At 63.5% G+C, this 26,819-nt stretch carries 27 protein-coding genes; 7 read left to right on the forward strand and 20 right to left on the reverse strand.

Annotated features, from left to right (window positions below):
• Window positions 1-270: hypothetical protein (locus MESS2_RS33975; protein WP_341872365.1), on the forward strand; the 270-nt coding region annotated here is incomplete at its 5' end.
• A 21-nt stretch (window positions 271-291) separates the two neighbouring features.
• On the opposite strand, the gene MESS2_RS33980 is transcribed toward MESS2_RS33975, so the two are convergent.
• The 5 genes from MESS2_RS33980 to yajC form a co-directional block, all read right to left on the reverse strand.
• Complete coding sequence (locus MESS2_RS33980) at window positions 292-486, reverse strand: hypothetical protein (protein WP_008876285.1); 195 nt, start codon at window positions 484-486, stop codon at window positions 292-294.
• Window positions 487-570: 84 nt separating this feature from the next.
• Window positions 571-1,413 carry a phytoene/squalene synthase family protein gene (locus MESS2_RS20170; protein ID WP_008876286.1) on the reverse strand — a complete coding sequence of 281 codons (843 nt, stop codon included), beginning with the start codon at window positions 1,411-1,413 and terminating at the stop codon, window positions 571-573.
• A 1-nt stretch (window position 1,414) separates the two neighbouring features.
• Window positions 1,415-1,804 (reverse strand): Mth938-like domain-containing protein, encoded by a 390-nt coding sequence (locus MESS2_RS20175; protein ID WP_008876287.1) that lies wholly within the window; start codon window positions 1,802-1,804, stop codon window positions 1,415-1,417.
• Window positions 1,805-1,817: 13 nt separating this feature from the next.
• On the reverse strand, window positions 1,818-4,370 hold the full coding sequence (gene secDF / locus MESS2_RS20180; RefSeq protein ID WP_008876288.1) for a protein translocase subunit SecDF: 2,553 nt from the start codon (window positions 4,368-4,370) through the stop codon (window positions 1,818-1,820).
• A 51-nt stretch (window positions 4,371-4,421) separates the two neighbouring features.
• A complete protein-coding gene (gene yajC, locus MESS2_RS20185; RefSeq protein WP_008876289.1) occupies window positions 4,422-4,760 on the reverse strand; it encodes a preprotein translocase subunit YajC in 339 nt (112 codons plus the stop codon).
• On the opposite strand from yajC, the gene MESS2_RS32775 reads away from it, so the two are divergent.
• Window positions 4,669-4,947: a hypothetical protein gene (locus MESS2_RS32775; protein WP_167332456.1), complete on the forward strand. Its 279-nt coding sequence runs from the start codon at window positions 4,669-4,671 to the stop codon at window positions 4,945-4,947. The two genes, yajC and MESS2_RS32775, sit on opposite strands and share 92 nt — an antisense overlap.
• Window positions 4,948-5,033: 86 nt before the next feature.
• Window positions 5,034-5,909 (forward strand): ATP-binding protein, encoded by an 876-nt coding sequence (locus tag MESS2_RS20190; RefSeq protein WP_008876290.1) that lies wholly within the window; start codon window positions 5,034-5,036, stop codon window positions 5,907-5,909.
• A 116-nt stretch (window positions 5,910-6,025) separates the two neighbouring features.
• Here the strand turns inward: MESS2_RS20190 and MESS2_RS20195 are convergent, their stop codons facing one another.
• The 13 genes from MESS2_RS20195 to MESS2_RS20260 all read right to left on the reverse strand — a co-directional run bounded on the left by MESS2_RS20195 (window position 6,026) and on the right by MESS2_RS20260 (window position 21,932).
• Entirely contained in the window at window positions 6,026-7,579 is a 1,554-nt protein-coding gene (locus MESS2_RS20195; RefSeq protein ID WP_008876291.1) for a LysM peptidoglycan-binding domain-containing M23 family metallopeptidase, read from the reverse strand.
• A gap of 151 nt (window positions 7,580-7,730) precedes the next feature.
• Complete coding sequence (locus tag MESS2_RS20200; RefSeq protein ID WP_008876292.1) at window positions 7,731-8,393, reverse strand: protein-L-isoaspartate(D-aspartate) O-methyltransferase; 663 nt, start codon at window positions 8,391-8,393, stop codon at window positions 7,731-7,733.
• A complete protein-coding gene (gene surE / locus MESS2_RS20205; RefSeq protein WP_008876293.1) occupies window positions 8,390-9,148 on the reverse strand; it encodes a 5'/3'-nucleotidase SurE in 759 nt (252 codons plus the stop codon). The genes MESS2_RS20200 and surE overlap by 4 nt, the downstream gene beginning before the upstream one ends.
• Window positions 9,148-10,452: a serine--tRNA ligase gene (gene serS / locus MESS2_RS20210; RefSeq protein ID WP_008876294.1), complete on the reverse strand. Its 1,305-nt coding sequence runs from the start codon at window positions 10,450-10,452 to the stop codon at window positions 9,148-9,150. The genes surE and serS overlap by 1 nt, the downstream gene beginning before the upstream one ends.
• Window positions 10,453-10,571: 119 nt before the next feature.
• A complete protein-coding gene (gene tatC / locus MESS2_RS20215) occupies window positions 10,572-11,447 on the reverse strand; it encodes a twin-arginine translocase subunit TatC (RefSeq protein WP_008876295.1) in 876 nt (291 codons plus the stop codon).
• Entirely contained in the window at window positions 11,444-12,148 is a 705-nt protein-coding gene (gene tatB, locus MESS2_RS20220; protein WP_008876296.1) for a Sec-independent protein translocase protein TatB, read from the reverse strand. The genes tatC and tatB overlap by 4 nt, the downstream gene beginning before the upstream one ends.
• A 30-nt stretch (window positions 12,149-12,178) precedes the next feature.
• Window positions 12,179-12,400, reverse strand: coding sequence for a twin-arginine translocase TatA/TatE family subunit (locus tag MESS2_RS20225; protein WP_040593561.1), 222 nt, complete (start codon window positions 12,398-12,400; stop codon window positions 12,179-12,181).
• 212 nt (window positions 12,401-12,612) lie between these two features.
• Window positions 12,613-13,392 (reverse strand): SMC-Scp complex subunit ScpB, encoded by a 780-nt coding sequence (scpB, locus tag MESS2_RS20235; protein ID WP_008876299.1) that lies wholly within the window; start codon window positions 13,390-13,392, stop codon window positions 12,613-12,615.
• A complete protein-coding gene (locus tag MESS2_RS20240) occupies window positions 13,389-14,189 on the reverse strand; it encodes a segregation and condensation protein A (RefSeq protein WP_051069130.1) in 801 nt (266 codons plus the stop codon). Before MESS2_RS20240 ends, scpB begins: the two co-directional genes overlap by 4 nt.
• A gap of 61 nt (window positions 14,190-14,250) precedes the next feature.
• Window positions 14,251-15,270, reverse strand: coding sequence for a beta-N-acetylhexosaminidase (gene nagZ, locus MESS2_RS20245; RefSeq protein ID WP_040593564.1), 1,020 nt, complete (start codon window positions 15,268-15,270; stop codon window positions 14,251-14,253).
• A gap of 120 nt (window positions 15,271-15,390) precedes the next feature.
• Complete coding sequence (locus tag MESS2_RS20250) at window positions 15,391-18,795, reverse strand: SPOR domain-containing protein (RefSeq protein WP_008876303.1); 3,405 nt, start codon at window positions 18,793-18,795, stop codon at window positions 15,391-15,393.
• A gap of 103 nt (window positions 18,796-18,898) precedes the next feature.
• A complete protein-coding gene (gene argS / locus MESS2_RS20255; RefSeq protein WP_008876304.1) occupies window positions 18,899-20,656 on the reverse strand; it encodes an arginine--tRNA ligase in 1,758 nt (585 codons plus the stop codon).
• 61 nt (window positions 20,657-20,717) lie between these two features.
• Window positions 20,718-21,932: a deoxyguanosinetriphosphate triphosphohydrolase gene (locus tag MESS2_RS20260; protein ID WP_008876305.1), complete on the reverse strand. Its 1,215-nt coding sequence runs from the start codon at window positions 21,930-21,932 to the stop codon at window positions 20,718-20,720.
• Between the two features lie 93 nt (window positions 21,933-22,025).
• Between MESS2_RS20260 and erpA the strand changes: the two genes are divergently transcribed.
• The 4 genes from erpA (at window position 22,026) to MESS2_RS20280 (ending at window position 23,979) form a co-directional block, all read left to right on the forward strand.
• Complete coding sequence (gene erpA, locus MESS2_RS20265; RefSeq protein WP_008876306.1) at window positions 22,026-22,373, forward strand: iron-sulfur cluster insertion protein ErpA; 348 nt, start codon at window positions 22,026-22,028, stop codon at window positions 22,371-22,373.
• Between the two features lie 3 nt (window positions 22,374-22,376).
• On the forward strand, window positions 22,377-22,784 hold the full coding sequence (locus MESS2_RS20270; protein ID WP_008876307.1) for a VOC family protein: 408 nt from the start codon (window positions 22,377-22,379) through the stop codon (window positions 22,782-22,784).
• 7 nt (window positions 22,785-22,791) lie between these two features.
• Window positions 22,792-23,586: an exodeoxyribonuclease III gene (gene xth / locus MESS2_RS20275; RefSeq protein WP_008876308.1), complete on the forward strand. Its 795-nt coding sequence runs from the start codon at window positions 22,792-22,794 to the stop codon at window positions 23,584-23,586.
• Between the two features lie 75 nt (window positions 23,587-23,661).
• The gene (locus tag MESS2_RS20280; protein ID WP_040593565.1) at window positions 23,662-23,979 is read left to right on the forward strand and encodes a hypothetical protein; all 318 of its coding nucleotides are present in this window, start codon (window positions 23,662-23,664) and stop codon (window positions 23,977-23,979) included.
• Between the two features lie 31 nt (window positions 23,980-24,010).
• On the opposite strand, the gene MESS2_RS20285 is transcribed toward MESS2_RS20280, so the two are convergent.
• Together MESS2_RS20285 and ilvD are read right to left on the reverse strand one after the other, a co-directional pair.
• The gene (locus MESS2_RS20285) at window positions 24,011-24,847 is read right to left on the reverse strand and encodes a tetratricopeptide repeat protein (RefSeq protein WP_040593567.1); all 837 of its coding nucleotides are present in this window, start codon (window positions 24,845-24,847) and stop codon (window positions 24,011-24,013) included.
• Window positions 24,834-26,558 carry a dihydroxy-acid dehydratase gene (ilvD, locus tag MESS2_RS20290; protein WP_008876311.1) on the reverse strand — a complete coding sequence of 575 codons (1,725 nt, stop codon included), beginning with the start codon at window positions 26,556-26,558 and terminating at the stop codon, window positions 24,834-24,836. Before ilvD ends, MESS2_RS20285 begins: the two co-directional genes overlap by 14 nt.
• Window positions 26,559-26,819 lie beyond the last annotated feature (261 nt).

Raw genomic sequence — 26,819 nt, forward strand, 5'->3', positions numbered from 1 at the left:
TGCATCCGCGAACATGCCGATCCATTCGTGGAAGGCGACTTTCAGCGGATTGAAGGTGCCTATGTTCTTGACTTCGCCAGGCTCGGATCATGCAGCCCAAGTGCCACTGCCACGGTCTCGGCATCTGTTCTGTCGGCGAAGGCGAAGCGCCCGCCTTTCCAGGTGAAGTCGGTGAGCTTGAGCAGGATGGCGCCGCTATCGTCGACATCCAGGGCAATTATGTCGCTGGCCGTGACGATGCGGGTCAGGAAACAGTCGCCGACGCTGTGAACGATGCCGGCGCGCCCCCGCTCAAGATCGAGAAACGCCGTCCTTGGTCAGGCGGATCGCTGCCGCCGCCTCATCGGGAAAATCCTGCGCGAAACGGCGCAATGCCTGATCCGCGCCGGCAAGCGTCGCCGTCCTTGTGCCGCCGGTGAAATGCACGGCCGCGACCGACAACGCAATGCCGAAGACGACAAGTGCGACCAGCACAGGCAGGCTCATGAACCGCTGTCTCCTCCAGGCCGGCTTGTGTCTTGCGCATTCGGCTTCGACCCGGGACAAGTCCTACCATGATTGACGTTTACGTCAAATGGACGGCCAGCCTTTCGATGCGCGGCGCAGCAGTAGCCAATGCCGGCGCAAGGCCGACAGCCGCACCACGCGATCGAGCGGCGAACGGCTTTCCATCTTGGCGAGATAGGCGCGCGTCAGGGCAAGCGGCAGATAGGCCGGGCGCAACGAAGGCGGCAAGGCTGGCGCGGCCTGTTCGAAAGCGGCCAGATGCTCGCGCGCCAGCGCGATCATCGCCGCCACGGCGCGTTGCGCGCCGGGGCCGCCATCGCCGTTGACGAACTCTTCCGGCGAGGAGCCGGCCGCCGCGAGCACATCCGCCGGCACGAAGCATTGGCCGCGCCGGCGATGCAGTGGCAACAGCAGCAGAAGACCGGTCATTGCCTGCGCGCAGCCCGCCCTGCCCGCCAGTTCGGCGAAACGCGGCGCTTCAATGGGGTCGAGCACCATCGCCGCAAGCTGGATGAGCGCCGCCGCCGTCTCGCCGCAATAGCCTTCCAGGTCGGTGCGCGACGGCATCGGATCGTCGTAAAGGTCGAAAATACGCGCTTCGAGCATGTTGTCGAACGCCGGCTTCGGCAGGCGGTGGGCCGAAATCGCGGCCTTCAAGGCGTCGGCGATGGGATGGCCGATGTTCGCCCCATCCTCCGCTGTAATAGCATCGCGCCACCATTGCAGCCGCACCTCGCCGGGCAGCGGCTCGTGGATGCGGTCGCGAATGCCCGATATCTCGGCGTTGAAGGCATAGAGCGAAAACAGGGCATCACGCTTGTCGGCGGGCGCATAGAGCGCCGAGAGATAGCGGTCGTGGTCGGCGGCGCGCACCGCTTCCATGATGATTTTGGCGTCGTCGATCATCTCAGTCGACGGCTATGAGCGCGGCGGCCACTGCGCGGTTTTCCGCCAGAAGAACATTGTAGGTCCGAACCGCAGCACCGGTCGACATCGGGTCGGAGGAAATGCCCGCCGCCTTCAGCGCGGCACGCAGCGCCGCCGGCAATGGTCTCAAATCCTTGCCGGTGCCGACCAGCAGGATCTCGACCCTGGCGGCCTCATTGAGCAGTTTTTCGAAATCCGCCGCTGTCAGCGCTTCCGGATCAGCCGGCTCCCAGCCGTGGATGCCGGACGGCAGGCACAGCAGCGAGCCGCGATGCGACATGTCGGCGAAACGGAAGCCGCCACTGCCATAGGCCTCGATCGGCGCGCGACCGGGGAAATGCGCCTCGCGGATGACGATACCTTTGGCCACGGCTCGACAGCCGTCAGGTCGCCACGGCTTTGCCGCCGCTCACCGGCTTCTCTTCGTCGGCGGTTGCGGCTCCAGGCCGCAACTTGAACAGGATGAGCAGCGGCGCGGCGATGAAGATCGACGAATAGGTACCGAAGACAATGCCGAACAGCATCGCCATGGTGAACGAACGGATCACCTCGCCGCCGAACAGCACCAGCGCCACCAGCGCCAGGATCGTCGTCACCGAGGTCAGCGTCGTTCGGGACAGCGTCTCGTTGATGGCGTTGTTCAATAGCTGTGGCAGCGGCATCTTCTTGTATTTTCTCAGATCCTCGCGAACGCGGTCATAGACGACGATGGTATCGTTCAAGGAATAGCCGATGATGGTCAGAATCGCAGCCAGCGACGATTGGTTGAATTCCAATCCGGTGATGACGAAAAAACCGATCGTCATGACCACGTCGTGCACCGTCGCAATGATGGCGCCGACCGCGAACTGCCATTCGAAGCGGAACCAGACATAGATCAGGATGCCAAGCAATGCGACAAGCATGGCGATCGTGCCCTGCTTGGCCAATTCGCCCGAAACCGTTGGTCCTACAACCTCGACGCGACGGAAGTCATACTGGTCCTGCAACTCGCCGCGCACCTTGTCGATGACGGTCTGCTCGGCATTCTCGCCGCCATCCTGCGTACCGACGCGGATCAGCACGTCATTCGGCGTACCGAACTGCTGCACCTGGATCTCGCCGATGTTGAGCTCCGAAAGCCTGCCACGGAGGTCGGCAAGGTCAGCGTTGCCGCTCTTCGACTGCACCTCGATCAGCGAGCCGCCCTTGAAATCGATGCCGTAATTGATGCCGGTGCTCATGAACAGGACCACTGACAGGATCGACAAAGCACTCGACAGCGCGAAGGTCCAGCGACGGATGCCCATGAATGGAATTTTCGTGCCGGGCGGAACGAAGGTCACCGGCGCGCGCGGCAACTCCTTCGGCCGGGCGCGGCGCAGCCAGATCGACACCAGCAGGCGGGTGAAGGTGAAAGCCGTGAAGACGGTGGTCAGGATGCCGATGGCGTAGGTGACGGCAAAGCCTTTCACCGGGCCTGTGCCGAGATAGAAAAGCACCACGGTGGCGATCAGCGAGGTGACATTGGAATCGACGATGGTCGCCAGCGCCTTCGAGAAGCCGGTGTCGATGGCCTGGATCACCGAGCGGCCGGCTCGTCGCTCCTCGCGGATACGCTCGTAGATGAGAACGTTGGAATCGACAGCCATGCCGATGGTCAGCACGATACCGGCAATGCCTGGCAAGGTCAGCGTCGCGCCAAGCAGCGACAACAGCCCGACGATCATCGCCACATGCACCGCCAGCGCGATGTTGGCGAGGAAGCCGAGGAAGCCATAGGCAACGAACATGAATGCAACGACGAGGATCGAACCGATGATGCCGGCGACCTTGCCGGCATGGATGGAATCCTGGCCAAGACCCGGACCCACCGTGCGCTCCTCGATCACCGTCAGCGTCGCCGGCAATGCGCCGGCGCGCAGCAGTACGGCAAGGTCGTTGGCGCTCGCGGTGGTGAAATTGCCTGATATCTGGCCGGTGCCGCCGAGGATCGGCTCGCGGATCTGCGGCGCCGAGATGACCTGATTGTCGAGGACGATGGCAAACAGCTTGCCGACATTCTGCGAGGTCGCCTGGCCGAAGCGCGCGGCGCCTTTAGAATCGAAGCGGAACGAAACCACCGGCTCGTTGTTCTGCGAATTGTATGTCGCCTGGGCGTCGACGAGGTTCTCGCCCGAAACGATGACGCGGTTCTCGATCAGATAGGGAACCGGCGGATCGTCCTGCGAATAGAGCACCGACGACCCCGCGGGCGGGCGGCCGTTGAGCGCGTCCTGCACCGGCATCGACTGGTCGACCATCTGGAAGGTCAGCTTGGCGGTCTGGCCGAGAATCTCCTTCAGCCGCTGCGGGTCCTGCAGGCCCGGCACCTGGACCAGGATGCGGTCGTCGCCTTGCCGCTGCACGATCGGCTCGGTCGTGCCGAGTTCGTTGACGCGCCGGCTGACGACTTCGATCGACTGCGTCAGCGCCGTCGACGTGCGGTACTTGATGCCGGCGTCGGTGACGGTGAATTTGAGCAGGCCGGGCTCGGAATCGTCCAGCGTCATCTCCTGGATCGAGCCGCCGGTGAACAGGCCGGCCGCCACCGGCTCCGTCAATGTCTTCAACGCTGTCTTGGCGGCATCGACCTGAGCCGGATCGGTGATGCGGACTTGCACGGTGCGGCCCGATCCGGCAAGGCCGGTATAGCCGACCTTGCCGTCGCGCAGCAGCGTCCTGATCTCGTCGCGCGTCGTCTCCAGCCGATCCTTGATCAGATCGTTGGGATCCATCCGAAGCAGGATGTGCGAGCCACCCTGCAGATCGAGGCCGAGCGTCATCTGCCGCTTCGGCACCCAGTCGGGAAGCTTTGCCAATGTGCTTGCAGAGAACAGATTGGGCGCAGCGAGGATCACTGTGGCGGCCACGGCCAGCCAGATCAGGATCATCTTGAAGCGCGAAAAATAAAGCATATGGCGTCGTCCGTCAGGGCATGCTGGCGGATCGTTCCGCCGAGAATTCGGTTATTTCTTGGCGTTCTGGTTCGCCACCGGCTCGCCCTTGACGCGCACATCGGCGATCGTCGAGCGCAACGCCGTCACCTTGGTGCCACCGCCGAGATCGATCTCAAGCTCATTGTCGTCGATCACCTTGGTCACCTTGCCGACGAAGCCGCCGCCGGTGACGACCGTGTCGCCGCGGCGAACCGCCGCCAGCATCTCGCCACGCTTCTTCAACTGCGTGCGCTGCGGCCGGATGATCAGAAAATACATGATCACGAAAATCAGCACAAACGGCAAAATGCTGATGAACATATCGGGAGAGGCGCCGACGCCTTGGGCATATGCCGGTGTAACGAACATCGAGGTCCTCCTGAATGGTGAAAAGCCGCCTCAAGGCGGCCCCGCGAAATTTGGCCGGAATATAGTCGGTAAAGTTGCCAATGCAACTGCGCTGCCAGGCATTTCAGTTGCTTTTCCGGTCTGTTTGGCCGTGTTAGAGCGTGATCCCGAAAAACGAAGCCCGATTTCCGGAAACATCATGCTCTAACAGAAGGTTGGAACAGGTTCCGAAACCGCCGGAATCAAATAGGTTCCGCGTCACGTCTCCCTGAAGCGAAACAAAAAAGACAAGAAATGACCGACAGCACCATTGAAGCCCTGAACAAGAAGCTCGACCGCCTGATCGAGGCGGTCACGCGCCTCGCCCCGCCGCGGGTGCCGCAGACCGACCTCGGCGGGGCCGATTGCTTCGTCTGGCAGGCCGATCCCGGCTATCTGGAACCGGTGCGCAAGGTCAATCGCGTCGACATCGGCCTGATCCGCGGCGTCGACCGAGTCCGCGACATATTGGTCGACAACACCGAGCGCTTTGCCGCCGGTTATGCGGCCAACAATGTGCTGTTGTGGGGCGCGCGCGGCATGGGCAAATCGTCGCTGGTCAAGGCCGCGCACGCCGCCGTCAATGGATCGGCAAAGCTCGACCTGCCGCTCAAGCTGATCGAAATCCACCGCGAGGACATCGACACGCTGCCGAAGCTGATGGGTTTGCTGAAGACGGCGCCCTTCCGCTTCATCCTGTTTTGCGACGACCTCTCCTTCGACCATGACGACACCTCCTACAAGTCGCTGAAGGCAGCGCTCGAAGGCGGTGTCGAGGGCCGCCCGGCCAATGTCATCTTCTACGCCACCTCGAACCGGCGCCATCTGTTGCCGCGCGAGATGATCGACAATGAGCGCTCGACCGCCATCAACCCGTCCGAGGCGGTCGAGGAAAAGGTTTCGCTGTCCGACCGTTTCGGGCTCTGGCTCGGCTTTCACAAATGCTCGCAGGACGAGTATCTCGACATGATCGACGGCTATATCAGCCATCACGGTCTTGCCATCGATCCCGAGACGCTGCGCGCCGAGGCGCTGGAATGGGCGACGACGCGCGGCAGCCGTTCGGGCCGCGTCGCCTGGCAGTTCACCCAGGATCTGGCAGGCCGGCTGGGCAAGTCCCTCAAAGATTAGCAACTGAAAAAGCCCGCCCCTTGGCAGGGCGGGCTAAGCCGGCGGGCCGGACTGGAGGTCAGGCGGCCTGCAATCGTTTTTTCTTGTATTCGACGTAGGTCGACGGATCGACTTTCTTATTCAAGATAGGTCGAAGGATCGACCGGCGCGGAGTTCTTGCGCACTTCGAAATGAAGTTTCGGCGAGTCGGTCGTGCCGGTCATGCCGGAGAGCCCGATTTCCTGGCCGCGCTTGACTTTCTGGCCGCGCTGCACCTCGATCGAACTGGCGTGGCCGTAGACGGTGACCAGCCCGTTCTCATGGCGCACCAGCACCGTGTTGCCGAATTCCTTGAGGCCGTCGCCGGCATAGATGACGACGCCGTTTTCGGCCGCCTTGACCGGTGTCCCCTCGGGTACGGCGATGTCGACACCGTCCTTGCCGCCGCCGAAGCCGGAGATCACGCGGCCGCGCACCGGCCAGCGCATCTTGCCGATGCCGGTCGCATCAGGCGCCACCGCGTCGTCGTCCTCGGCCTGCTGGATGACCTTGGCGTCCTTCTTCGGCGGCGTGTAGGAGGCCAGCGTTTCCGACGGCGTGGTCTTGGCCGCCGGCGGGGTGGTGGCCGTCGTCACCGGATCGACCTTCGCCGGCTTGACGCTGGCGACAACAGCGGTGCCGCCGGCCGGAACCTTAAGCGCCTGGCCGATCTTGAGCAGACCATCCTGCATGCCGTTCGCCTGCTTCAGCGCAACGACACCGACGCCGGTCTTCCTGGCGATGGCGGACAGCGTATCGCCCTGCTGGACGGTGTAGGTGCCACCGGCGCTGGTCGCCTTGGGCGCAGCCGCGGCCACCTTGGGCGCGGCCTTTGCGTCTTTCGGCTGGCCTGCCGCGGCCGAAGCATCCACCGGCGCTGCCGACTTGCCCTCCTTTAGCTTCGGCTGCTGCGGCAGCACGGCCACCTTCTCCGGCGCGCTGGCCGGCGCATCGCGCTTGGTGCCGTTCGCTGGCTTGGCGTCGGCGATCTTCGGTGCAGCTTCCTTGCTCGAATAGGCATAGGCCGGGATGACCAGCTTCTGCCCGCTCCGCAACCCCTTGGTCTCGCTCAGCCCGTTGACCTTCATGATGGCGTCGGCGGGCACGCCATAGCGCCGCGACAGGCCGGAAATGGTTTCGCCATCCTTGACGATGATCTCGGTGGCATGCGCCTTGCCGGCCGCTGTCGCCACACGCGGCGCATCTGGCTCGGCGTCCTTGAACGGCTTTGCCGCCGGCGCGACGGTGCCTGTCGCCTTGCGGTCGACACGAGGCGCGGCCGGCGCCAGGGCCGGCGCTGTAGCGGTGCGCACAGGATTTCCGGCGGGCACCAGGGCCGGGGCCGGTTGCGCCTGGCTGACCGGCGGCAATTGCCGCGTCGTCACCGGCTCGAGGCTGGAGCGGCTGACCGACTGGGTGTAGGTGCCGTCGACCGGTGCTGCCGACACCGGAGCGTCGCCCGGATAGGGCTGGGCAGCGTCTTGCTTGTCGATGATGGCGCGCTGGTTGTTGGTCGAGGCGGTGAAGACGTCGTCGACGCCATTGAACCGCGCCACCTGGGAGCTACACCCCGCGGCGGCACCCGCGACCATGAGGACGGCGCAGCCACGCGCCAGATTGCGTCCGTTTGCCTTCAAAACACTGAATTGCATCGCACTAACCCGCACAGACCCGGTACAAACTGAGCGTGATTAAAGCGCGTTAATGTTACTGGTCGGTTAACCCATTAGAATCTGACGCAAATTTTCTTAAAATATTTAGTGGCGCATGGCGGGCCGACATCACCTGAATATCAACCTACCCCTAGATGACCGCAGCGACACTGCGCAGGATCGGCTGCAGGCGCACGATGCCGATATCCTCGCGGTCGAAGCGGCTGCCGACCTTGGTCAGCCTGGCCACCACCTGCTCACCCTCCTCCGGGCCGATCGGCGCAATGACGATGCCGCCGCTCGACAACTGGTCGAGCAGGAAACGCGGCAGGCTGTCGAAAGCCGCCCACGCGACGATGCGGTCGAACGGCGCTTCATTCGCCAGCCCGTTGGAGCCATCCGCCTGGCGGGCGATGGCATTGCCGATGCCGAGCGCCTCGAAACGCTGCCTGGCCTGCTCGGCCAGCGTCTTGTAGCGGTCGATGGTGACGACCCGCGCGGCAAGCCTCGACATCACTGCCGCCGTATAGCCGGACCCGGTGCCGATCTCGAGCACGCGGTTGCCCGGCTCGATGGCGAGTGCGGCAATCACCGCCGCCTGCAGATCGGCGCCTTCGATCGCCTCGCCGCATTCGATCGGCAGCATGCGGTCCGACCAGGCGATCGGATGGAAATGAGCGGCGAGGAAGCCACGCCGCGGCGTCGCCTCGAAGGCGGCGATCAATGCCTTCGGCGCCGTGCCCCTGCCACGCAAGCGGAGCAGGAAAGCGGCAAAGCCTTCGCGGTCGTCGACCGGACCGTGGTTCAGGTTCATGCGAGCGCCTTGGTCAGTTGATCGCGGATTTCGTGAGCGGTGAGATCGAGTTGCAGCGGCGTCACCGATACCAGCCGGTTGCGCAGGGCATGGAGGTCCGTGCCCTTCTTGCCCTCGACCGGCTCGCGGCCGAAGCGCAGCCAATAATAGGGAAGTCCGCGCCCGTCGCGGCGCTCGTCGACCCACAGGCTGTGGACGAGCTTGCCTTGCGAGGTGACCACCGTGCCGGCGACTTCTTCTGGAAGACAGTTCGGAAAATTGACGTTGAGCAGCACGCCATCGGGCAACGGCGTCGCGACAAGCTTCTTGAGCAAAGCCGGCGCCAGCGCCTCGGTGGTCTCATAGGGGACGACTCGGTCCTCGCCGACATAGGAATAGCCTTGGCTGAGCGCGATCGAACGCACGCCGAGCAGCGCCCCTTCCATGGCGCCGGCGACCGTGCCCGAATAGGTGACGTCGTCGGCAATGTTGGCGCCGGAATTGATGCCCGACAGGATCAGGTCTGGCGCGCCGGGCAGGATCTTCTTCACTCCCATGATGACGCAGTCGGTCGGCGTGCCGCGCACGGCGTAATGCTTCTCGCCGATCTTGCGCAGGCGTAGCGGCTCCGAGATCGACAGCGAATGCGCGTAGCCGGACTGGTCCTGCTCCGGCGCCACCACCCAGACATCGTCGGACAAGGTTCGGGCCACGCGTTCGAGCGACGCCAGGCCCTCGGCGTGGATGCCGTCATCGTTGGTCAGAAGGATGCGCATTATTTCGATTCGATCTTTGCAAGGCCACCCATATAAGGCCGCAGCGTTTCAGGAATGGTTACGCTGCCATCCTCATTCTGGTAGTTTTCGATGACGGCGATAAGCGCGCGGCCGACGGCGGTGCCCGAGCCGTTCAGCGTATGGACGAAGCGGTTGCCCTTGCCATCCCGGTCCTTGTAGCGGGCATCCATGCGCCGCGCCTGGAAATCGCCGCAGACAGAGCACGACGAAATCTCGCGATAGGCGTTCTGGCCGGGCAGCCAGACCTCGATGTCGTAGGTCTTGCGCGCGCCGAAACCCATGTCGCCGGTGCATAGCGTTATGGTGCGGAACGGCAATTCCAGCCGTCTCAACACCGCTTCGGCGCATTCGGTCATCCGCTCGTGCTCGGCGAGCGAGGACTCCTGGTCGGTGATCGAGACCAGTTCGACCTTGTAGAACTGGTGCTGGCGCAGCATGCCGCGCGTGTCGCGCCCAGCGGAACCCGCCTCCGAGCGGAAGCACGGCGTCAGCGCGGTATAGCGCAGCGGGAGCTTTTCATGCGCCGTGATTTCTTCGCGCACGAGGTTGGTCAGTGGCACTTCAGCGGTCGGGATCAAGCCCAGCCTGCCGTCTCCGTGCGGGGCGAAGAACAGGTCTTCCTCGAACTTCGGCAACTGCCCGGTACCATAGAGAACCTCATCGCGCACCATCAGCGGCGGCTGGATCTCCTCATAGCCATGCTCTGTCGTGTGCAGGTCGAGCATGAACTGGCCAAGCGCGCGCTCCATGCGCGCCAGTCCGCTTTTCAGCACGGTGAAACGCGAGCCGGACAGCTTTGCCGCCCCCTCGAAATCCATCATGCCGAGCGCTTCGCCGATCTCGAAGTGCTCCTTCACCCAGTCTGGCCGCGTCGGCACCTTGCCGACCGTGCGCTTGACGACATTGTCGTGCTCGTCCTTGCCGACCGGCACATCGTCGAGCGGCACATTGGGCAGCACCGCCAATGCATCGTTCAGCGCCTTGTCGAGTTCGCGCTCGCGCGCCTCGCCATTCTGGATGAACGACTTGATCTCGCCGACCTCGGCCTTCAGCTTTTCGGCAAGCGCGGAATCGCCCGAACGCATGGCATTGCCGATCTCCTTCGAGGCGGCGTTGCGGCGCTCCTGCCTGGTCTGCAGCTCGGTCAGATGTTCGCGCCGCGCCTCGTCCCTGGCAATCAGATCGTCGACCGTGGATTGCGCATCCTCAGCCGACCAAGAGCGCTTCCTGAGCGCCTCGGCAAGGGCCTTGGGGTTGTCGCGAATCCATTTGATATCAAGCATGGCTTATTCGTCCTCGGGTAAGGTCAGAGGGCGTAAACCGCATCCTTGGTCGATGCAAGATGTCGAGGCCGAGTTCCTTCAAGCCCTGCGGATCTTGAAAAGATAGGAGAGCTACCCTCCTACGAAGGAACCTGCTCCGAAGGCGCGTCCGCGGCCTTTTCGGCCACCTTTTCTCCGGCGTCCTTCTTCTCGCGCGCCACCCGCTGCTTCTCCTGGTCCCGCTCGATCAGCCGTGCTGCCCAGATCGCCACCTCGTAGAGAATGATGGTGGGAATGGCGAGCCCGATCTGGCTCATCGGATCGGGCGGCGTCAGGATGGCTGCGACGACGAAGGCGATGACGATCGCCCATTTGCGCTTTTCGGCCAGCGCCTTGGACGACAGCATGCCGACCCTCGTCATCAGGCTGGTCACCACCGGCAACTGGAACACCAGGCCGAAGGAGAAGATCAGCGTCATGATCAGGCTGAGATATTCCGACACTTTCGGCAGCAGCGAAATCTGCACCTGGTCGTCGGTGCCTGCCTGCTGCATGGCGAGGAAGAACCACATCACCATTGGCGTGAAGAAGAAATAGACCAGCGACGCGCCCAGCAGGAACAGGATCGGCGAAGCGAACAGAAACGGCAGGAAGGCGTTGCGCTCGTTCTTGTAGAGGCCGGGCGCGATGAATTTGTAGATCTGCGTGGCGATCAGCGGAAAGGCGATGACCATGCCGCCGAACATGGCGAGCTTGACCTGGGTGAAGAAGAATTCCTGCGGCGCCGTGTAGATCAACTCGACCTTGCGCGGATCGAGCCCGGCCCACTGGGTCGCCCATTTGAACGGGATCACCAACAGGTTGAACAGCTTCTTGGCGAAGAAGAAGCAGACGAGGAAAGCAACGAAGAACCCGCCGATCGACCAGATCAGCCGCCGGCGCAGCTCGATCAGATGCTCCATCAGCGGAGCCGACGATTTCTCGATCTCGTCCTTCTCTGTGTCAGAAATACTCACTTGGCGGCTCCCGCCGTCTTTTTAGCAGCCGGGGTCGGCTTCTTCACCGCAGCCGGTGCAGGCTTCGGTCCTGCCTTCGTCGCCGCTGTCTTGGTCGCTGCCGACACCTTTGCAGCTGATGCCTTTACCGGCGCGGCCTTGGCGGCAGCCGTAGGGGCCGCTGGCTTGGCTGTCTTCGACGCGGCGCGCTTCTTCGCAGCGGACACTTTTTGTGGCGTGGCCGGTGCGACAGTTCCCGCAGACGCTGGCTGTGCCACCACGGACTCGTCGGTCATCACTGGAAAGATCGGCGCCTCTGGCGCGCTGACATCTGGCAGCACCGTCGCGCCATTCTTCAGCGGCTCAGCGGCCTGCGGCGTCGAAGCGGCAGGCTGGGCGGGATCGGCCGCCGGCTTTGGCTTCATCGCTGCATCAACTCCCGAACGAACGTCGGCCGCCGCCTGCTCGAACGGATTGAGCTGCTTCCTGATTTCGGCGGCAGGGTTGAGGCCTCGCAACGAATCGACCGACTTCTTGACATCGTCAAGCTCGGCTTCCTTCAGTGCCTCGTTGAACTGTTTCTGGAAGTCGGCCGCCATGGCCCGCAGCTTGGCCGTCGTGCGGCCGAAGGTGCGCAGCATGTTGGGCAAATCCTTGGGCCCGACGACCACAATCATGACGATCGCGATCACCAGCATCTCGGTCCAGCCGACTTCGAACATGGCTATACGTTCCGACTAAAAAGCGGGGGCTCAGCCTTTGCTGGCCTTTTCCTTCACTGCCGAAACGGTTTCGTCGGCACGGTGTTCGACGGTGCGCTTGTCATCGGCGGCGTCGTCGTCGGCCATGCCCTTCTTGAAGCTCTTGATGCCCTTGGCCATGTCGCCCATCAGCTCTGGAATCTTGCCGCGGCCGAACACCAGCAGCACGATCACCAGCACGATCATCCAGTGCCAAATCGAAAATGAACCCATAGCAAATCTCTCTCGAATGTTTTCCCTGACGATGATCTATGCGTTTTCGCGTTGGGATTCAAACACAACCGCGAAAGAGTTTATGGATGAGTGGCTGAAGTCACGCGGGTTTCGGCGCGATAGCCCGCTACCAATCCGCGCAGCCCCGGTCCGCACGCTTACTGCCTTGCTCCAAAGTGTGGCGAATTTCGAGCGCCGCGCCAGGCCCGCGGTCAATCTTCCGTGACGCGCGGCGTCAGCAGGCCGAGTTCCTCGAGGTCGATGTCGGTCAGCGGATCCTCGTCGTCGGTCAGCGTGTCCGGATCGGCCGGCGGCTGCGGGATGGAGAAATTCGACGGCATGCGGCCGGACAGCAGCCCGGCGCCCTTCAATTCCTCCATGCCTGGAAGGTCGCGGATCTCCTCCAGCGCGAAATGGTCGAGGAAGATGTCGGTCGTGCCGTAGGTCACGGGCCGGCCGGGCGTACGCCGGCGGCCGCGCATCCTGACCCATTCCGTCTCCAAAAGCGTGTCCAGCGTGCCCTTGGAAGTCTCGACGCCCCTGATGTCCTCGATCTCGGCGCGCGTCACCGGCTGATGGTAGGCAATGATAGCCAGCACTTCGAGAGCCGCGCGGGAGAGCCTCTTCTGCTGGACGGTATCCCTGCTCATCAGGAAGGCGAGGTCGCCGGCGGTGCGGAACGCCCAGGCATCGCCGACGCGGACCAGATTGACGCCGCGCCGCGCATAGATCTGCTGCAGATCGGCCATCGCCGCGGCAATGTTGATGCCGTCGGGCAGCCGCGCGACAAGCTGTTTTTCACTGACCGGCTCGGCGCTGGCGAACACGATCGCCTCGGCCATGCGCACGGCTTCGGCCATATGCAGCCGCTCGCCAGGATTCCGGGACAGGTTCTGGCCTATATCCTGTGCCGATGTCTCGGCAGGCAGCCCCTCCTCGGTCTCTTCATCGACCTTGAAGGGAATGACCGAAGCGTTGGCGCGTTCGCTCATGATGCCACCTCGACTGCTCTAGTGCCTTGCGCCCGGCCGCGCAGATAGAGCGGCGCGAACACCTCGTCCTGCCGCATCTCCATTTTGCCTTCGCGCACCAGTTCCAGCGTCGCGGCAAAGGAACTTGCGACCGCGGTGCGCCGCTCTTCCGGACCGGACAGGTACTCGATCAGGAAACTGTCGAGCGCCGTCCAGTCGGCAAACGTGCCGATCAGCCTGGTCAGCACATCGCGCGCGTCCTTGAGCGACCACACGCCACGCCTGGCGATCGTCACATTGGTGATCGCCTGTTTCTGGCGCTGTTGGGCATAGGCGGTCAACAGATCATAGAGCGAGGCAGAATAGGTGTTGCGCTTTTCGACGATGACCATTTCCGGCATGCCGCGCGCGAACACGTCGCGTCCGAGCCGGTTGCGATTGACCAGCCGTGCCGCCGCGTCGCGCATCGCTTCCAGCCGCTTCAGCCGGAATTGCAGCACCGCCGCCAGTTCCTCACCGCTTTCGCCCTCTTCGCCCGGTTGCTTGGGGATCAAAAGCTTCGACTTGAGGAAGGCCAGCCACGCCGCCATCACCAGATAGTCGGCGGCAAGCTCGAGCCTTAGCACCCTCACCTTCTCGACAAAGGCCAGATATTGCTCGGCCAGCGCCAGGATCGAGATGCGCGACAGATCGACTTTCTGGTTGCGGGCAAGATGCAGGAGAAGGTCGAGCGGCCCTTCGAAACCGGCGACGTCGACGACCAGTGCTGGATCGCCGGTCAGCCTCGAATCGTCGTTCTCGGCCCACAAGCGGTCCATCGGTGCGGCCTTGCCGGCCTTACTGTCCAATGTTTCCGCCACTTCCCGTTTCCCTTTGGTGCTAGGCCACAGCGTCGAAATAAGTGGCGAACTCGGCGCGTATCTCGGTTTCTTCAGCCGCGTCGCGATCCCTAATATAGGTCAGCGCTCGTTTGGCACGCTCCAGCGACTTGCCCTCAAGCCCCGTGGTGCGCGACGCAATGCCAGCCATCTCCTCGAATACGCCGTTGCAGTGAAGGACCAGATCGCAGCCCGCCGCAAGGATCGCGGCCGCCTTTGTCGGGAAATCCCCAGAAAGTGCCTTCATCGACGTGTCGTCGCTCATCAGCAGCCCGTCAAAGCCGATTTCACCGCGAATGATCTCGTCGATGACCTTGCCGGAGGTGGTCGCCGGGTTCTTCGGGTCGATCGCGCTGTAGACGACATGCGCCGTCATCGCCATCGGCAAATGATTGAGTTCCCTGAACGGGGCGAAATCATGCCGCTGCAAGTCGCTCATCGAGGCATCGACGGTCGGCAGTTCGAAATGCGTGTCGGCAAAGGCCCGCCCATGCCCGGGAATATGCTTCATGACAGGCAGCACGCCGCCCGACATCAACCCTTCAGCCGCCGCGCGGCCAAGCTCGATGACGGCGCGCGGTTCCTTGCCATAGGCGCGCGCGCCGATGACGTCGCTGGCGCCTTCGATCGGCACGTCGAGCACCGGCAGGCAGTCCGCGGTGATGCCGAAGCGCAGCAGGTCAAAGGCATGCAGCCGCGCCATCAGCCAGGCGGCACGAGCGCCGGCATCGTGGTCGTTGCGCCATAGCGCGCCAAGTGCGCCGCCGGCCGGATAGTTCGGCGCCAGCGGCGGCCGCAGGCGCTGCACCCGACCGCCTTCCTGGTCGATGAACACCGGAGCGTCCGGGCGCCCGATACAATCGCGCATCGCGGCGACCAGATCGCGAATCTGCTCTGTCTCGCCGATATTGCGCGCAAACAGGATGAAGCCCCACGGGCATTCGTTGCGATAGAAATTGATTTCATCGCGCGTCAGCGATTTCCCGGCACAGCCGAGGATCATGGATTTTGATTCGGTCATGTCAGCAGTTTAGGGCTTCACGCGGACAAATGGAATCGTATCCAGCCATATGCATTTGGACAAACGAAACCCGGCGCGGCATGACGGCCGCACCGGGTTTCAGTTGAAGCTTTCGAGCAGCTAGCGCGACACGAAGCAATTGCCGCCGGCGGCCTTGTAGCTGGTGCACAGGCTGATCGCATCGTTGCGCGACTGTGCTGGGACGCGGACGCGGTAGAAGGTCCCCTTGCCGGCGATTTCGGCCTTGACGATGTTGGCGGTGCGACCGGCAAGCACGCTGCCATAGCGGCGCTGCAGATCCGCATAGCTGGACTGGGCGCTTTCAACCGTCGGCTGCGACGCGATCTGCATCGACCAGGAGCCACCACCGGTCGCAGTCGCCGGGATGGATGCAACCTGGTCCGGCTTGACCTCGCCGACGACATCGACCGGCTGGTCGGATGGACGCTGCGGCGCCAACGGAACCGTTTCCGGCGTGTTGGCGGACTGGCTATTGGTGGACTGGGTGGCGCCAGATTGGGTGTCAGCAGCAGATTGGGGCTTGGCTTCAGCCTTGGGCGCGGCGGCCGGTTTGGCTGGCGCCTTGGCCGTTTCCGGCTCCGCGGTTTCGGTCTGGTCGCTGCTCGCCTGATTGCCGGTTGCCTGACCGCCTGCGGGCGGCACGGTGCCGGTCTGCTCCGTGTCATCAGCCTGGGCCGACGGGGCCACACGCTGAGGCTCGGGATCGACAGGCTCGACGGCGGCCACAGGCGGTGCCACGGGCGCCGGATCCTCGCGCGCAACCAGCGAACCATCCGACTTGACGACCATGGTCCTCACCTTGCGCGGTGCAACCACAACGACATCCGGATTCCCGGACTTTTCGGCCTCCTGCAGAACCTGCGCGATACGATCCTCGGACTTGGGTGCCGGAGCAGCGGCAACGACGGCATTTCCGACCGCCTGCGTGTCGCCGACCGCCTGCGTGCCTTCGGCCGTGTCGCCAAGATCGACGACGCGGCTCTGCGGCGGCTCCTTGGCCGCCACATCCACCGGCTCTTCGGTGTTGGTGACCAGCTTTTCCTGGATCGGTTCGGCGGGTTTCGTGCCCTTGGCCACCGCGTCATAAACCTTGTTGTCCTGGTTCGGCACGACAGTGCCGCCCGGGTTTTCCGGCTTGACTTTGATCGGTGCATTGTCGGCCTTGACGATGACCGGCGCGTCGCCGCTGCCATTGCCTCCGAACGACAGCGCAAAGGCGCCGAGCCCTCCCGCGATCGCCACCGCGCCGACGACCGCTGCGATCAGCAGGCCACGGCGACGTGGCTGCCTGTCCTGCTCGGCCAGGCCCGGAACCGACATCGCTTCGTCCAGTTCGGGATCGTAGTCGAGTTCGTCCAGGGCAAAGTCATCGGCCTGCGAAACCGGGGTCTGCGAAACCGGCTTGCCACCGCCGGGCAATTCGTCCAGATCGAAGCCGCCGGCTGCATCGGCATAGGCCGCATTGGCCGGCGCCTCTGCTGGCCTTGCCGCATATGTCCGCGTTTCAACACGGTCGCGCTGGTAGCCCGAACTGAACCCTGCATTGTAGGATTCATCGTCGTAGGCAGCATTCCTCACCGGGGCGGGAGCGACGTCCACGGCGTTCATTTCCGTGAGCAGGCTGGCGAAATCGGAGTCGAGATCGTCATAGGCAGGCGCCGCCGGCTCGGCTTCATCGAAGTTGAGCTCCGGAATATCGAGATCGTCGGCCAGCGCCACGACGCGCTCCGGCACATCGACCGTCTCGACATCGGGCATCTCGTCATACGCCGAAGGCTGTTCTGCCGACGCCGGTGCTGCATAGGCGGTATCAGCCACGGCCGGCTCTTCCTGACGGGACGGAGCCGCAGCCATTGGCGTGGGCGCGGGCTTCGCCGAAGCCACCGGTTGGCTTGCGAAGGCAGGCTGCGAATTTGCGACCGGCGTCACGCGGCTCCACGAGCGAGCCGGTTCCGGTGGTGTCGAGCGCGTTGTCCGCCAACCGAGCGAATCATGTGGCTCTTCCTTCTCGGCGTCAGCCGCAATCCCGTCGCCTGCGGCATCGTGATCGAGGCCGATATCCCTGGCGAAAACGGCATTGAGGTCGTCATTGTCGAAATCGGCATCTTCCGATCCGGCGGCATTTTCAGCGCCGACATCCTCGCCGCCCAAATCCTGGTCGCCAAAATCCTGGCCCTTGAGCTCATCAAGGAGAAAAGTGTCGAGATCGGCGTCGGCGGCCTGAGCCGCTTCAGGGTGCGCCGGCTCCACGGGGGCGTGCTCATCAAGGTCCCAGTCGAGTTCGCCGACGGGTTCCGCTGGCTTCCCGGCGGCTTTTTCAGCCGCCGCCACAGGTTGCTGAGCCATGGCTGGCTCCCTGGGCGCGGGTGCTGCCGCGGCCAAGGGGGCGGAACGTGTGCTCATGGCGCCCAGCAACGCGTTCAACTCGTCTTCAAGGCTTCGCCCGTCGGCGGCGGGAGCAGCGGCCGGCTGGGCCGCGGCGGCTGGCGCGGTCGGCTGCGGCGCAACGCTGGCGACCTGTGCAATCTGCTCCTCGATCTCGTCCACAAGCGCATCATCGAAATTCAAATCGAAATCGTCGTCCAACGCATCTTCCGGGGCGGCAGCGGACAGCTCATCCGCGGCGGCCACGAACGCCGGCTCGTCAATTTCAGACTCTTCAACTTCGGCGAGATCGTCCGTGCGAACGTCGAAGTCCATGTCGACTTCGGCCATGGCTTCGTCGAAGTGGCCGGCAAGGTCCTCATCGGACTCATCTGAAACGGTCTGGGCCGGCGCAGCGGAAGTCTCGACGGCAGCATGTTCCATCGGATCATGCTCGTCCGGCATCAGCTCGTCTTCGAGCGAGCTTGCGACCGCATCGTTGAATTCGTCGTCGAAGTCAGGCTGTTTGGCCGCCACGAGAGCCTCGGCAACGCCAGGTTCGTCCGTCACATCGTCGTCGAGCAGGAAATCCTCTTCGAGCGACGCGGCAAGCTGGTCGTCCGCGAACGTGTTGTCGGCAAGTTCGTCGTCCACTGCCAGATCGTCTTCGAATGGCGACACGTCTTCCAGCGAACCGGCGATCGCATCCTCGAAATCATCATTGAAAGCAACGTCGGCGGCCGGCGCGGATATTTCGGCAACACCAAGATCAATGTCGGCGGCGGCAACGGCACGGGCGGCTTCGTCCGCCGCGTCGTCGTCCAGCAGGAGATCCTGTTCGAGCGAGGCGGCAAGCTCGTCGTCCATCGGGTCGGCGGCCGCGAAAGCCGGCTCGCGGACCTCGGCGGCGCCGTCATTGTCGTCGGCGCCAAATTCGCCCATCAACTCCTTCTCGAGGTCGATGTCGAAATCGCCCTCGTCCGCCGGCTGAGCGGCGGGAGCCGCCTTCGGCTGGTTAGGTGTCTGCGGCCTGACTGGCTGACGCGGGTCGAAGCCCATGATCCTGGTCAATTCCGCGAAGGGATCATCGTCAGCGATATCGTTGTTGACGGCTGCTCTCAGATGGGTTCTGTCTGCCATTATCGTTCCCGAACTCGCACTCATTCGGACGCCATGGACGTCGCGCAGGGTTGGCCCTTACCAGCGCAATGTGGGCAAAAGGTGACAGGTTTTTTAGTCAAACCTAACGCATTTCGGTGGGCGCTTCGGCCCCGATCAGCGTCAGGCCGGACGTCAGAACGTCCGAAACAGCCTGCACCAGCCCCAGTCTGGCATGCGTCAATTCTCGGTCGTTAACCTTAACAAAACGTAAGTCGGGATTCTCGGTGCCCCGGTTCCAGTGTCCGTGGAAGCTGGAGGCAAGATCGTAGAGGTAGAATGCCAGCCGATGCGGCTCGAGCGCAAGGGCCGCGGATTCAATCAGCCGGGGATATTCCGCGAGCTTCCTGATCAGGCCAATCTCGCCTAAGTCGGTCAGCGAGGCGGTCGCGGCGGCCAGCCGGTTGCGATCGAAATTGGCCTCGCCCAATTGCTCGCTCGCCTGCCGGAACACCGAATGGCAGCGCGCCGAAGCGTACTGCACGTAGAACACCGGATTGTCCTTCGACTGCTCGGTCACCTTGGCGAAGTCGAAATCGAGCGGCGCATCGTTCTTGCGGTAGAGCATCATGAAGCGGATCGGGTCGCGGCCGACCTCCTCCACCACCTCGCGCAGCGTCACGAAATCGCCCGACCGCTTCGACATCCGCACCGGCTCGCCGTCGCGAAAAAGCCTCACCAGCTGGCAGAGCAGCACGGTGAGCTTGACCTTGTCGTCGGCGATCGCCCGGGCGAGCGCTTCCAGCCGCTTCACGTAACCACCATGGTCGGCGCCAAGCACATAGATCAGTTCGACGAAACCGCGATCGACCTTGTCCTTGAGGTAAGCGACGTCGGCGGCGAAATAGGTGAAGGTGCCGTCCGACTTGACCAGCGGCCGATCGAGGTCGTCGCCGACCGCTGTCGAGCGGAACAGCGTCTGCTCGCGATCCTCCCAGTCGTCCGGCTTTTCACCCTTGGGTGGCGGCAGCTTGCCTTTGTAGATGTGGCCCTTCAGCGTCAGGTCGTTGATCGCCGAGCGGATCTTGCGGGCGTTGTCGGCATGCAGCGTGCGCTCGGAGAAGAACACGTCGTGATGCACGTTGAGCAGCGCCAGATCCTGGCGGATCATCGCCATCATCGCATCGATCGTCCGGTCCTTGACGATGGCCAGCGCCTCCTCGTCCGGCATCTGCAGCAGTGAGCGGCCGAACTCACCGGCCAGTTCCTGGCCGACCGGAATGAGATAGTCGCCCGGATAGAGCCCGGCCGGAATCTCGCCGATGTCGTCGCCGAGCGCCTCGCGATAGCGCAGCATGGCGGAGCGGCCGAGCACGTCGATCTGCGCGCCGGCGTCGTTGATGACATATTCCTTGGTCACGTCGTAACCGGCGAAAGCCATCAGATTGGCGAGCGCATCACCGACCACGGCGCCGCGGCAATGCCCGACATGCATCGGACCGGTCGGATTGGCCGAGACATATTCGACATTGGCTTTCCTGCCGCCGCCGACCGTCGAGCGCCCATAATTGCGGCCTTCGCCGAGAAGCGCGGTCAAATGCGCCTGCCAGAACTCGTCCTTGAGCCTGAGATTGACGAAACCAGGACCGGCGACATCAGCGGCGGCGATATCGGGATCGGCGCGCAGCGCTTGCGCAAGCCGGTCGGCCAGCGCGCGCGGCGACTGGCCGGCCGGCTTGGCCAGCACCATCGCCGCATTGGTCGCCAGATCGCCGTGGCTGGCATCGCGCGGCGGCTCGACGGCGATGCGCGACAGGTCAGGCGAGGCGCCCTCGCTGTCTTTCAGGTCAAGCGCTTCGACAGCTCTTGCGACTCGCACGGTGAAATCGGCGAAGATGTTCATTGGTGTGGCTCTGGCGGCTTTAAGGGAATCCGGCTCGTTGGCCGGCAAAATCGTGCCCGCCCTAGCTCAAATCCGGCGTATGGTCAAACAAACGGCGGTGTTCCTTCAAAGCATAGGTATCCGTCATGCCCGCCAGGAAATCGGCGACGCCCCGCGCCTTGATGCGGTCCTCGGCCCGGTCGAGCCCTTCGCGCCAGCCGTCGGGCATGGCGCGCGGATCGGTGAAATAGACATCGAACAGGTCCTTGACGATCCGCTCGGCATCGACGCGCACGCGCATGACCTCGCTGTGCCGGTAGAGATGCTTGTAGAGAAAGGCCTTCAATTGCTTTTCGAGCGCGGCCATTTCGGCGGAAAAACCCACTATCGTCTCGCCTGCCGCCCTCACCGCTTCAGCATTATCCGGCTTGATGCGCGCAAGGTTGGCATTTGTCGATACGATGACGTCCTCGACCATGATCGTGATCTGACGGCGCATGAGCTCGTGCCCCGTCCTCACGTCGTCCAGCGCCGGATAGCGCTGGCGCACGCCTTCCAGGATCGACCCCGGCAGCGAGATCCCTTCCAGCATATCCAGCGTCAGGAAACCGGATCTCAGCCCATCGTCGATGTCATGAGTGTTGTAGGCGATGTCGTCGGCGATCGCCGCGCACTGCGCCTCGATGCCGGCGAAGCGATCGAGTTCAAGGTCTTGCAATTGCGAATAGTCGCGGATCGCTTGCGGCACCGGCCCTTTCAGGCCTTTCCCCTGGGCATCGGTCAATGGTCCGTTATGCTTGACCAGACCCTCCAGCGTTTCCCAGGTGAGGTTCAGCCCGTCGAATTCGGCGTAGCGCCGCTCCAGCCGCGTCACCACGCGCAGCGACTGCGCATTGTGGTCGAATCCGCCCCATTCGGCCATCTTCTCGTTCAGCGCCTCCTCGCCGGTATGGCCGAAGGGCGTGTGGCCGAAATCGTGCACCAGCGCCACGGCCTCGGCCAGATCCTCGTCGCCGCGCAGCGCCCGCGCCAGGGCACGTGCAATCTGCGCCACTTCGATCGAATGCGTCAGCCGGGTGCGGTAGTGGTCGCCCTCATGAGCGACGAACACTTGCGTCTTGTGCTTCAGCCGGCGGAATGCCGTCGAATGGATGATGCGGTCGCGGTCGCGCTGGAACGGCGTGCGGGTCGGGCTTTCCACCTCATCGAACAAACGCCCGCGCGACCTGGCCGGATCGCTGGCATAGACCGCGCGCGGCCGATAGCCGAAGCCGATGTCGCCCAATTCATTGGTCATGGCCCCCAACTCACTGTGATAACCTTAGCCGCAGTTGACTTGCCCCCTCGCGCTTCATACCTATCATATGAAACCGAAAGCAAGGTGACGGCCATGGGCGCTGATGCCAAGACTGCCATGAAAGTCGAGATGACCGATGCCGCCGCGAAGAGGATCGCCAGGATCATCTCCGGCGAAGCCGGCAAGACGGCGTTGCGCGTCTCGGTCGAAGGCGGCGGCTGTTCCGGCTTTTCCTATAAATTCGACCTGGTCGATACCCGCAACGATGACGACGTCGCCATCGAGAAGGATGGCGCCACCGTGCTGATCGACGACCTCTCACTGGTCTATATGGGCGGCTCGGTGATCGACTTTGTCGACGACCTGATGGGCCAGTCGTTCCAGATCAGGAACCCGAATGCGGTCGCCTCCTGCGGCTGCGGCACCAGCTTCTCCATCTAGATCATGCCCACCATCGGCGCGGTCCGTCAGGTCGCGCTTTCGGCCGGACGCGACCTCGACGCGACTCTGGCCTTCTGGCGCGATGTCCTCGGCATGAGCGTTCATGCTCGCTACGATCCGCCCGGCATCGCCTTCATCATGGCCGGCGACGTGCGCCTGCTGTTCACCGACGGCGTGCCGGCCGGCACGGTCTATCTCGACATAGCGGGCCTTGACGACTTCCACGCCTCGGCAAACGCCGCCGGCGTCCCCTTCACCGCGCCGCCGATGCTCGTCCACCGCGACGCCGAAGGCCTGTTCGGCGCAGCGGGGGAAAGCGAATGGATGGCCTTCCTAAAGGATCCGGCAGGCAATACGATCGGCCTCGTCGAACGCCAGAAGCCGCAACAGCCCGGAACAGCACAGCAATGAGGCCGTCATGAAGATCGTCACCTGGAATATCAACGGCGTTCGGGCCCGCCTCGGCAATCTCACCCATTGGCTGAGCGAAAGCGCGCCTGACATCGCCTGCCTGCAGGAGATCAAGACGGTCGACGAGCAGTTTCCGCGCGCCGAGGTCGAGGCGCTCGGCTACAATGTCGAAACCCATGGCCAGAAGGGCTTCAACGGCGTCGCCATCCTGTCGAAACTGCGCTTCGACGAAGTCATCAGAGGCCTGCCGGGCGACGACGCCGACGAGCAGGCTCGCTTCATCGAGGGCGTATTCTCGACCGACAAGGGAAGCCTGCGCGTCGCCTCGCTTTATCTGCCGAACGGCAATCCGATCGATGACGAGAAGAAGTTTCCTTACAAGCTGTCCTGGATGGCGCGGCTTGAACGCTGGGCCGAGCAGAGGCTTCTGCTTGAAGAGGCGCTGGTGCTGGCTGGCGACTATAATGTCATCCCCGAACCGATCGACGCCAGATACCCGGAGAACTGGCTGGGCGACGCGCTGTTCCAGCCACAGACTCGGCAAGCCTTCCGCCGGCTGACGAATCTCGGCTTCACCGAAGCCGTGCGCGCGGTCACCGACGCGCCGGACACTTACACGTTCTGGGACTATCAGGCCGGCGCCTGGCAAAAGAACAACGGCATCCGCATCGATCACCTGCTGCTCTCGCCGGAAGCCGCCAACCGCTTTTCCTCAGCCTCGATCGAAAAGCATGTGCGCGCCTGGGAAAAGCCCTCCGACCACGTGCCGGTGGCCGTCGAACTGGCGCTGCAGCCTGCTTGATCGACCATTGCCCGGCGGCACAGTCATAAGTTGACCTCTTATCGCCACAAATCGCGCGCTTGATGACAAATCATCATGGTGGCTGGGGTTCCCATGACTGTTCGATTTGCTCTCTGCCCGATCGGCTGCGCGCTTGCGACGGCTGTGGCGACGCCGGCTTTCGCCGATGCGGAATGTCTGGCCAACGGAAAATCATTCCAGATCGGTCAGGTCGCCTGCCTGACGCTTTCCGGCGAGAGCCACCTCGCCCGCTGTGACATGGTGCTCAACAACACGTCGTGGACAAGGGTCCACGACGATTGTTCGGGAGACAGGCCGGCGCCACGTCCGCATGCCACGCCGATCTCGACGCCGGCACCCAGCCTGGTGCCTGCAGAGCCCACCGGGAACTGATTTTCCGGTAACTGGAAAGCGGTAATCCCGCTTACTGGTCGCCGCCGCCCTTGGTGAGGATGTCGTCGGCCAGCGAAATCGCGGTGCGGCGATCGGCTTCGCCAGCGGCGGCAAACGCCTCTTCCTGCATGCCGCGTATCCATGGCTGGTCGGCCGGTGAAGCGCGTTCGAGCGCCGCGGTCATCATCGCCAGGCCGCGCACGATCTTGCCGCTCTGGAACAGCAGGTTGCCGAGGGTCGCCTGTGCGCCGGCATGGCCCTTTTCGGCGGCGAGCTGGAACCAGCGTCCGGCCTGCTTGATGCTGGCCTTGACGCCGCCCTCGCCCTTCAGGAACATCTGACCCATCTCGAACTGGGCGTTCGGGTTGCGATAGTTGGCGGCGGCGCGCATGTAATATTCCTGGGCCGCCACTTCGTTCTCGGTGACCGGGCTGCCGGGAATGCCCTTCCGCAAATAGTCGCCGAGCGCCACCAGCGCGTCCGACACATAGCTCTCTTCCGGCGAGCCGGGCTCGACATCCTGGTCGACGATCTCGCTGAAGAACTTGTACGCGGCATAGTCATCGCGCGCCACGCCATCGCCCTCGGCATACATGCGCGCAAGCTTCCAGGTGGCGCCGATCTGACCGTTTTCGGCCGCATATTTATAGGCTTCCGCAGCCTGCTCCTTGCGGCCGTTCTTGTAGGCGGAAAAGCCGAACTGGAACACCGCCCAGGGGCTGGACTGCGGTTTCACGCCGGTCTTGTCGTCGAACACCTTGTCGTCGAAGGCCATGGCCTGGCCCACGGCGTCCAAAGTCGCGCCAAAAGTGGCGATCGCGACCAGTGCCGAAAAGACAGACGACCTCAACAACTCAGACATCCGCATAACAATGTGTTTCTTTCGCACCGCCCGGATGGGTGACCGCGCCGTCGCGGGCGGGCCCCACCGTTTGTGCATATTTCCAGATCGCGCCCGACTGATAGTCGGTCGTGCGCGCCTTCCACGCCTTTGCCCTCGCTGCCAGTTCCGTGTCGGACAGATCGACCGCGATCATGCCGTTCACGGCATCGATCGAGATCACGTCGCCATCCCTGAGCAATCCGATCGGGCCGCCCACGGCGGCTTCCGGCCCGACATGGCCGATGCAGAAACCACGGGTCGCGCCCGAAAAGCGTCCGTCGGTGATGAGGGCCACCTTGCCACCCATGCCCTGGCCGTAGAGAGCCGCTGTCGTCGACAGCATTTCCCGCATGCCCGGACCGCCGCGGGGACCCTCATAGCGGATGACGAGAACCTCGCCTTCCCTGTAATTGCGGTGCGTGACCGCCTCGAAACATTCCTCTTCCGAATCGAAACAACGCGCCGGCCCGGAGAATTTCAGCTCCGCCATGCCCGCGACCTTCACGATCGCGCCTTCGGGTGCAAGGTTTCCCTTCAAGCCCACCACACCGCCGGTCTGGGTGATTGGTCGGTTGGCGGGACGGACCACATCCTGGCTATCATTCCAGGCAACGTGCTCCATGTTTTCGGCCAAAGTGCGGCCGGTCACCGTCAGGCAATCGCCATGCAGATAGCCGTGGTCGAGCAGCGTCTTCATCAGCAGCGGAATGCCGCCGGCCTCGAACATGTCCTTGGCGACATATTTGCCGCCCGGCTTCAGATCGGCGATATAGGGCGTCTTCTCGAAAATCCTGGCCACGTCGAACAGGTCGAACTTTATTCCGGCCTCATGCGCGATGGCCGGCAGATGCAGCGCCGCATTGGTCGAGCCTCCAGTGGCCGAAACCACGGTCGCCGCATTCTCCAGCGCCTTCGGCGTGACGATGTCGCGCGGGCGGATGTTCCTTGCGATCAGCTCCATGATCTTTTCGCCGGAGGCGAAATTGAAGCGGTCGCGCATCTCATAAGGCGCCGGCGCGCCGCAGGAATAGGGCAGCGCCAGACCGATCGCCTCGGCGACGGTGGCCATGGTGTTGGCGGTGAACTGGGCGCCGCAGGAGCCGGCCGACGGACAGGCCGCCTGTTCGATTTCAAGAAGTTCGGCGTCACCGATCGTGCCGACCGAGTGCTGGCCGACGGCCTCGAACACGTCCTGGATGGTGATCTGCCGGCCCTTGTAGGAACCGGGCAGGATCGACCCGCCATAGATGAAGATCGACGGCACGTTGAGCCGCACCATGGCCATCATCATGCCGGGCAGCGACTTGTCGCAACCGGCAAGCCCGACCAGCGCATCGTAGCAATGGCCGCGCATGGTGAGTTCGACCGAATCGGCGATGACCTCGCGCGACACCAGCGACGATTTCATGCCCTGGTGGCCCATGGCGATGCCGTCGGTGACGGTGATGGTGCAGAATTCGCGCGGCGTGCCATTGGCGGCGGCGACGCCCTTCTTGACCACTTGCGCCTGGCGCATCAGCGAGATGTTGCAGGGCGCGGCTTCGTTCCAGCAACTCGCGACCCCGACCAGCGGCTGCGCGATCTCAGCCGCCGACAATCCCATCGCATAGAGATAGGAGCGATGCGGCGCGCGTGCCGGACCGACGGTCACATGGCGGCTGGGCAGCTTGGCCTTGGAGATGACTCTGGCGTCCATACTCTTCCTTGCCGCGGGCGGCACGGCCTGCCTCATCGCCTGGCCTTTTGGCATGTGTCCCGAGACGCATTTGAGGTGCGCCGGGTTTATGGCGGGAAATAGGCAATTTTCCCGGCCAGGTTTCTACATTACAGGATGTTCAGAAACTGTTGCCGAAACGTCACAATAAAAGCGGCGACGATGTGCGGCGTATTTGCGACGCCGGCCGGGGGTCGAACCGTCACTAACTGGCCGGGAAAACAAAAAGGCCGGACAGTGTCC

Source organism: Mesorhizobium metallidurans STM 2683, from assembly GCF_000350085.1.
Taxonomy (GTDB): domain Bacteria; phylum Pseudomonadota; class Alphaproteobacteria; order Rhizobiales; family Rhizobiaceae; genus Mesorhizobium; species Mesorhizobium metallidurans.

Coding starts and splice junctions, on each gene's coding strand:
- MESS2_RS33980 (WP_008876285.1), bottom strand. CDS start 486: ATGAGCCTGCCTGTGCTGGTCGCACTTGTCGTCTTCGGCATTGCGTTG.
- MESS2_RS20170 (WP_008876286.1), bottom strand. CDS start 1,413: ATGATCGACGACGCCAAAATCATCATGGAAGCGGTGCGCGCCGCCGAC.
- secDF (WP_008876288.1), bottom strand. CDS start 4,370: ATGCTTTATTTTTCGCGCTTCAAGATGATCCTGATCTGGCTGGCCGTG.
- MESS2_RS32775 (WP_167332456.1), top strand. CDS start 4,669: ATGATCACGAAAATCAGCACAAACGGCAAAATGCTGATGAACATATCG.
- yajC (WP_008876289.1), bottom strand. CDS start 4,760: ATGTTCGTTACACCGGCATATGCCCAAGGCGTCGGCGCCTCTCCCGAT.
- MESS2_RS20190 (WP_008876290.1), top strand. CDS start 5,034: ATGACCGACAGCACCATTGAAGCCCTGAACAAGAAGCTCGACCGCCTG.
- MESS2_RS20195 (WP_008876291.1), bottom strand. CDS start 7,579: ATGCAATTCAGTGTTTTGAAGGCAAACGGACGCAATCTGGCGCGTGGC.
- MESS2_RS20200 (WP_008876292.1), bottom strand. CDS start 8,393: ATGAACCTGAACCACGGTCCGGTCGACGACCGCGAAGGCTTTGCCGCT.
- surE (WP_008876293.1), bottom strand. CDS start 9,148: ATGCGCATCCTTCTGACCAACGATGACGGCATCCACGCCGAGGGCCTG.
- serS (WP_008876294.1), bottom strand. CDS start 10,452: ATGCTTGATATCAAATGGATTCGCGACAACCCCAAGGCCCTTGCCGAG.
- tatB (WP_008876296.1), bottom strand. CDS start 12,148: ATGTTCGAAGTCGGCTGGACCGAGATGCTGGTGATCGCGATCGTCATG.
- MESS2_RS20225 (WP_040593561.1), bottom strand. CDS start 12,400: ATGGGTTCATTTTCGATTTGGCACTGGATGATCGTGCTGGTGATCGTG.
- scpB (WP_008876299.1), bottom strand. CDS start 13,392: ATGAGCGAACGCGCCAACGCTTCGGTCATTCCCTTCAAGGTCGATGAA.
- MESS2_RS20240 (WP_051069130.1), bottom strand. CDS start 14,189: ATGGACCGCTTGTGGGCCGAGAACGACGATTCGAGGCTGACCGGCGAT.
- nagZ (WP_040593564.1), bottom strand. CDS start 15,270: ATGACCGAATCAAAATCCATGATCCTCGGCTGTGCCGGGAAATCGCTG.
- MESS2_RS20250 (WP_008876303.1), bottom strand. CDS start 18,795: ATGGCAGACAGAACCCATCTGAGAGCAGCCGTCAACAACGATATCGCT.
- argS (WP_008876304.1), bottom strand. CDS start 20,656: ATGAACATCTTCGCCGATTTCACCGTGCGAGTCGCAAGAGCTGTCGAA.
- MESS2_RS20260 (WP_008876305.1), bottom strand. CDS start 21,932: ATGACCAATGAATTGGGCGACATCGGCTTCGGCTATCGGCCGCGCGCG.
- erpA (WP_008876306.1), top strand. CDS start 22,026: ATGGGCGCTGATGCCAAGACTGCCATGAAAGTCGAGATGACCGATGCC.
- MESS2_RS20270 (WP_008876307.1), top strand. CDS start 22,377: ATGCCCACCATCGGCGCGGTCCGTCAGGTCGCGCTTTCGGCCGGACGC.
- xth (WP_008876308.1), top strand. CDS start 22,792: ATGAAGATCGTCACCTGGAATATCAACGGCGTTCGGGCCCGCCTCGGC.
- MESS2_RS20280 (WP_040593565.1), top strand. CDS start 23,662: ATGGTGGCTGGGGTTCCCATGACTGTTCGATTTGCTCTCTGCCCGATC.
- MESS2_RS20285 (WP_040593567.1), bottom strand. CDS start 24,847: ATGCGGATGTCTGAGTTGTTGAGGTCGTCTGTCTTTTCGGCACTGGTC.
- ilvD (WP_008876311.1), bottom strand. CDS start 26,558: ATGGACGCCAGAGTCATCTCCAAGGCCAAGCTGCCCAGCCGCCATGTG.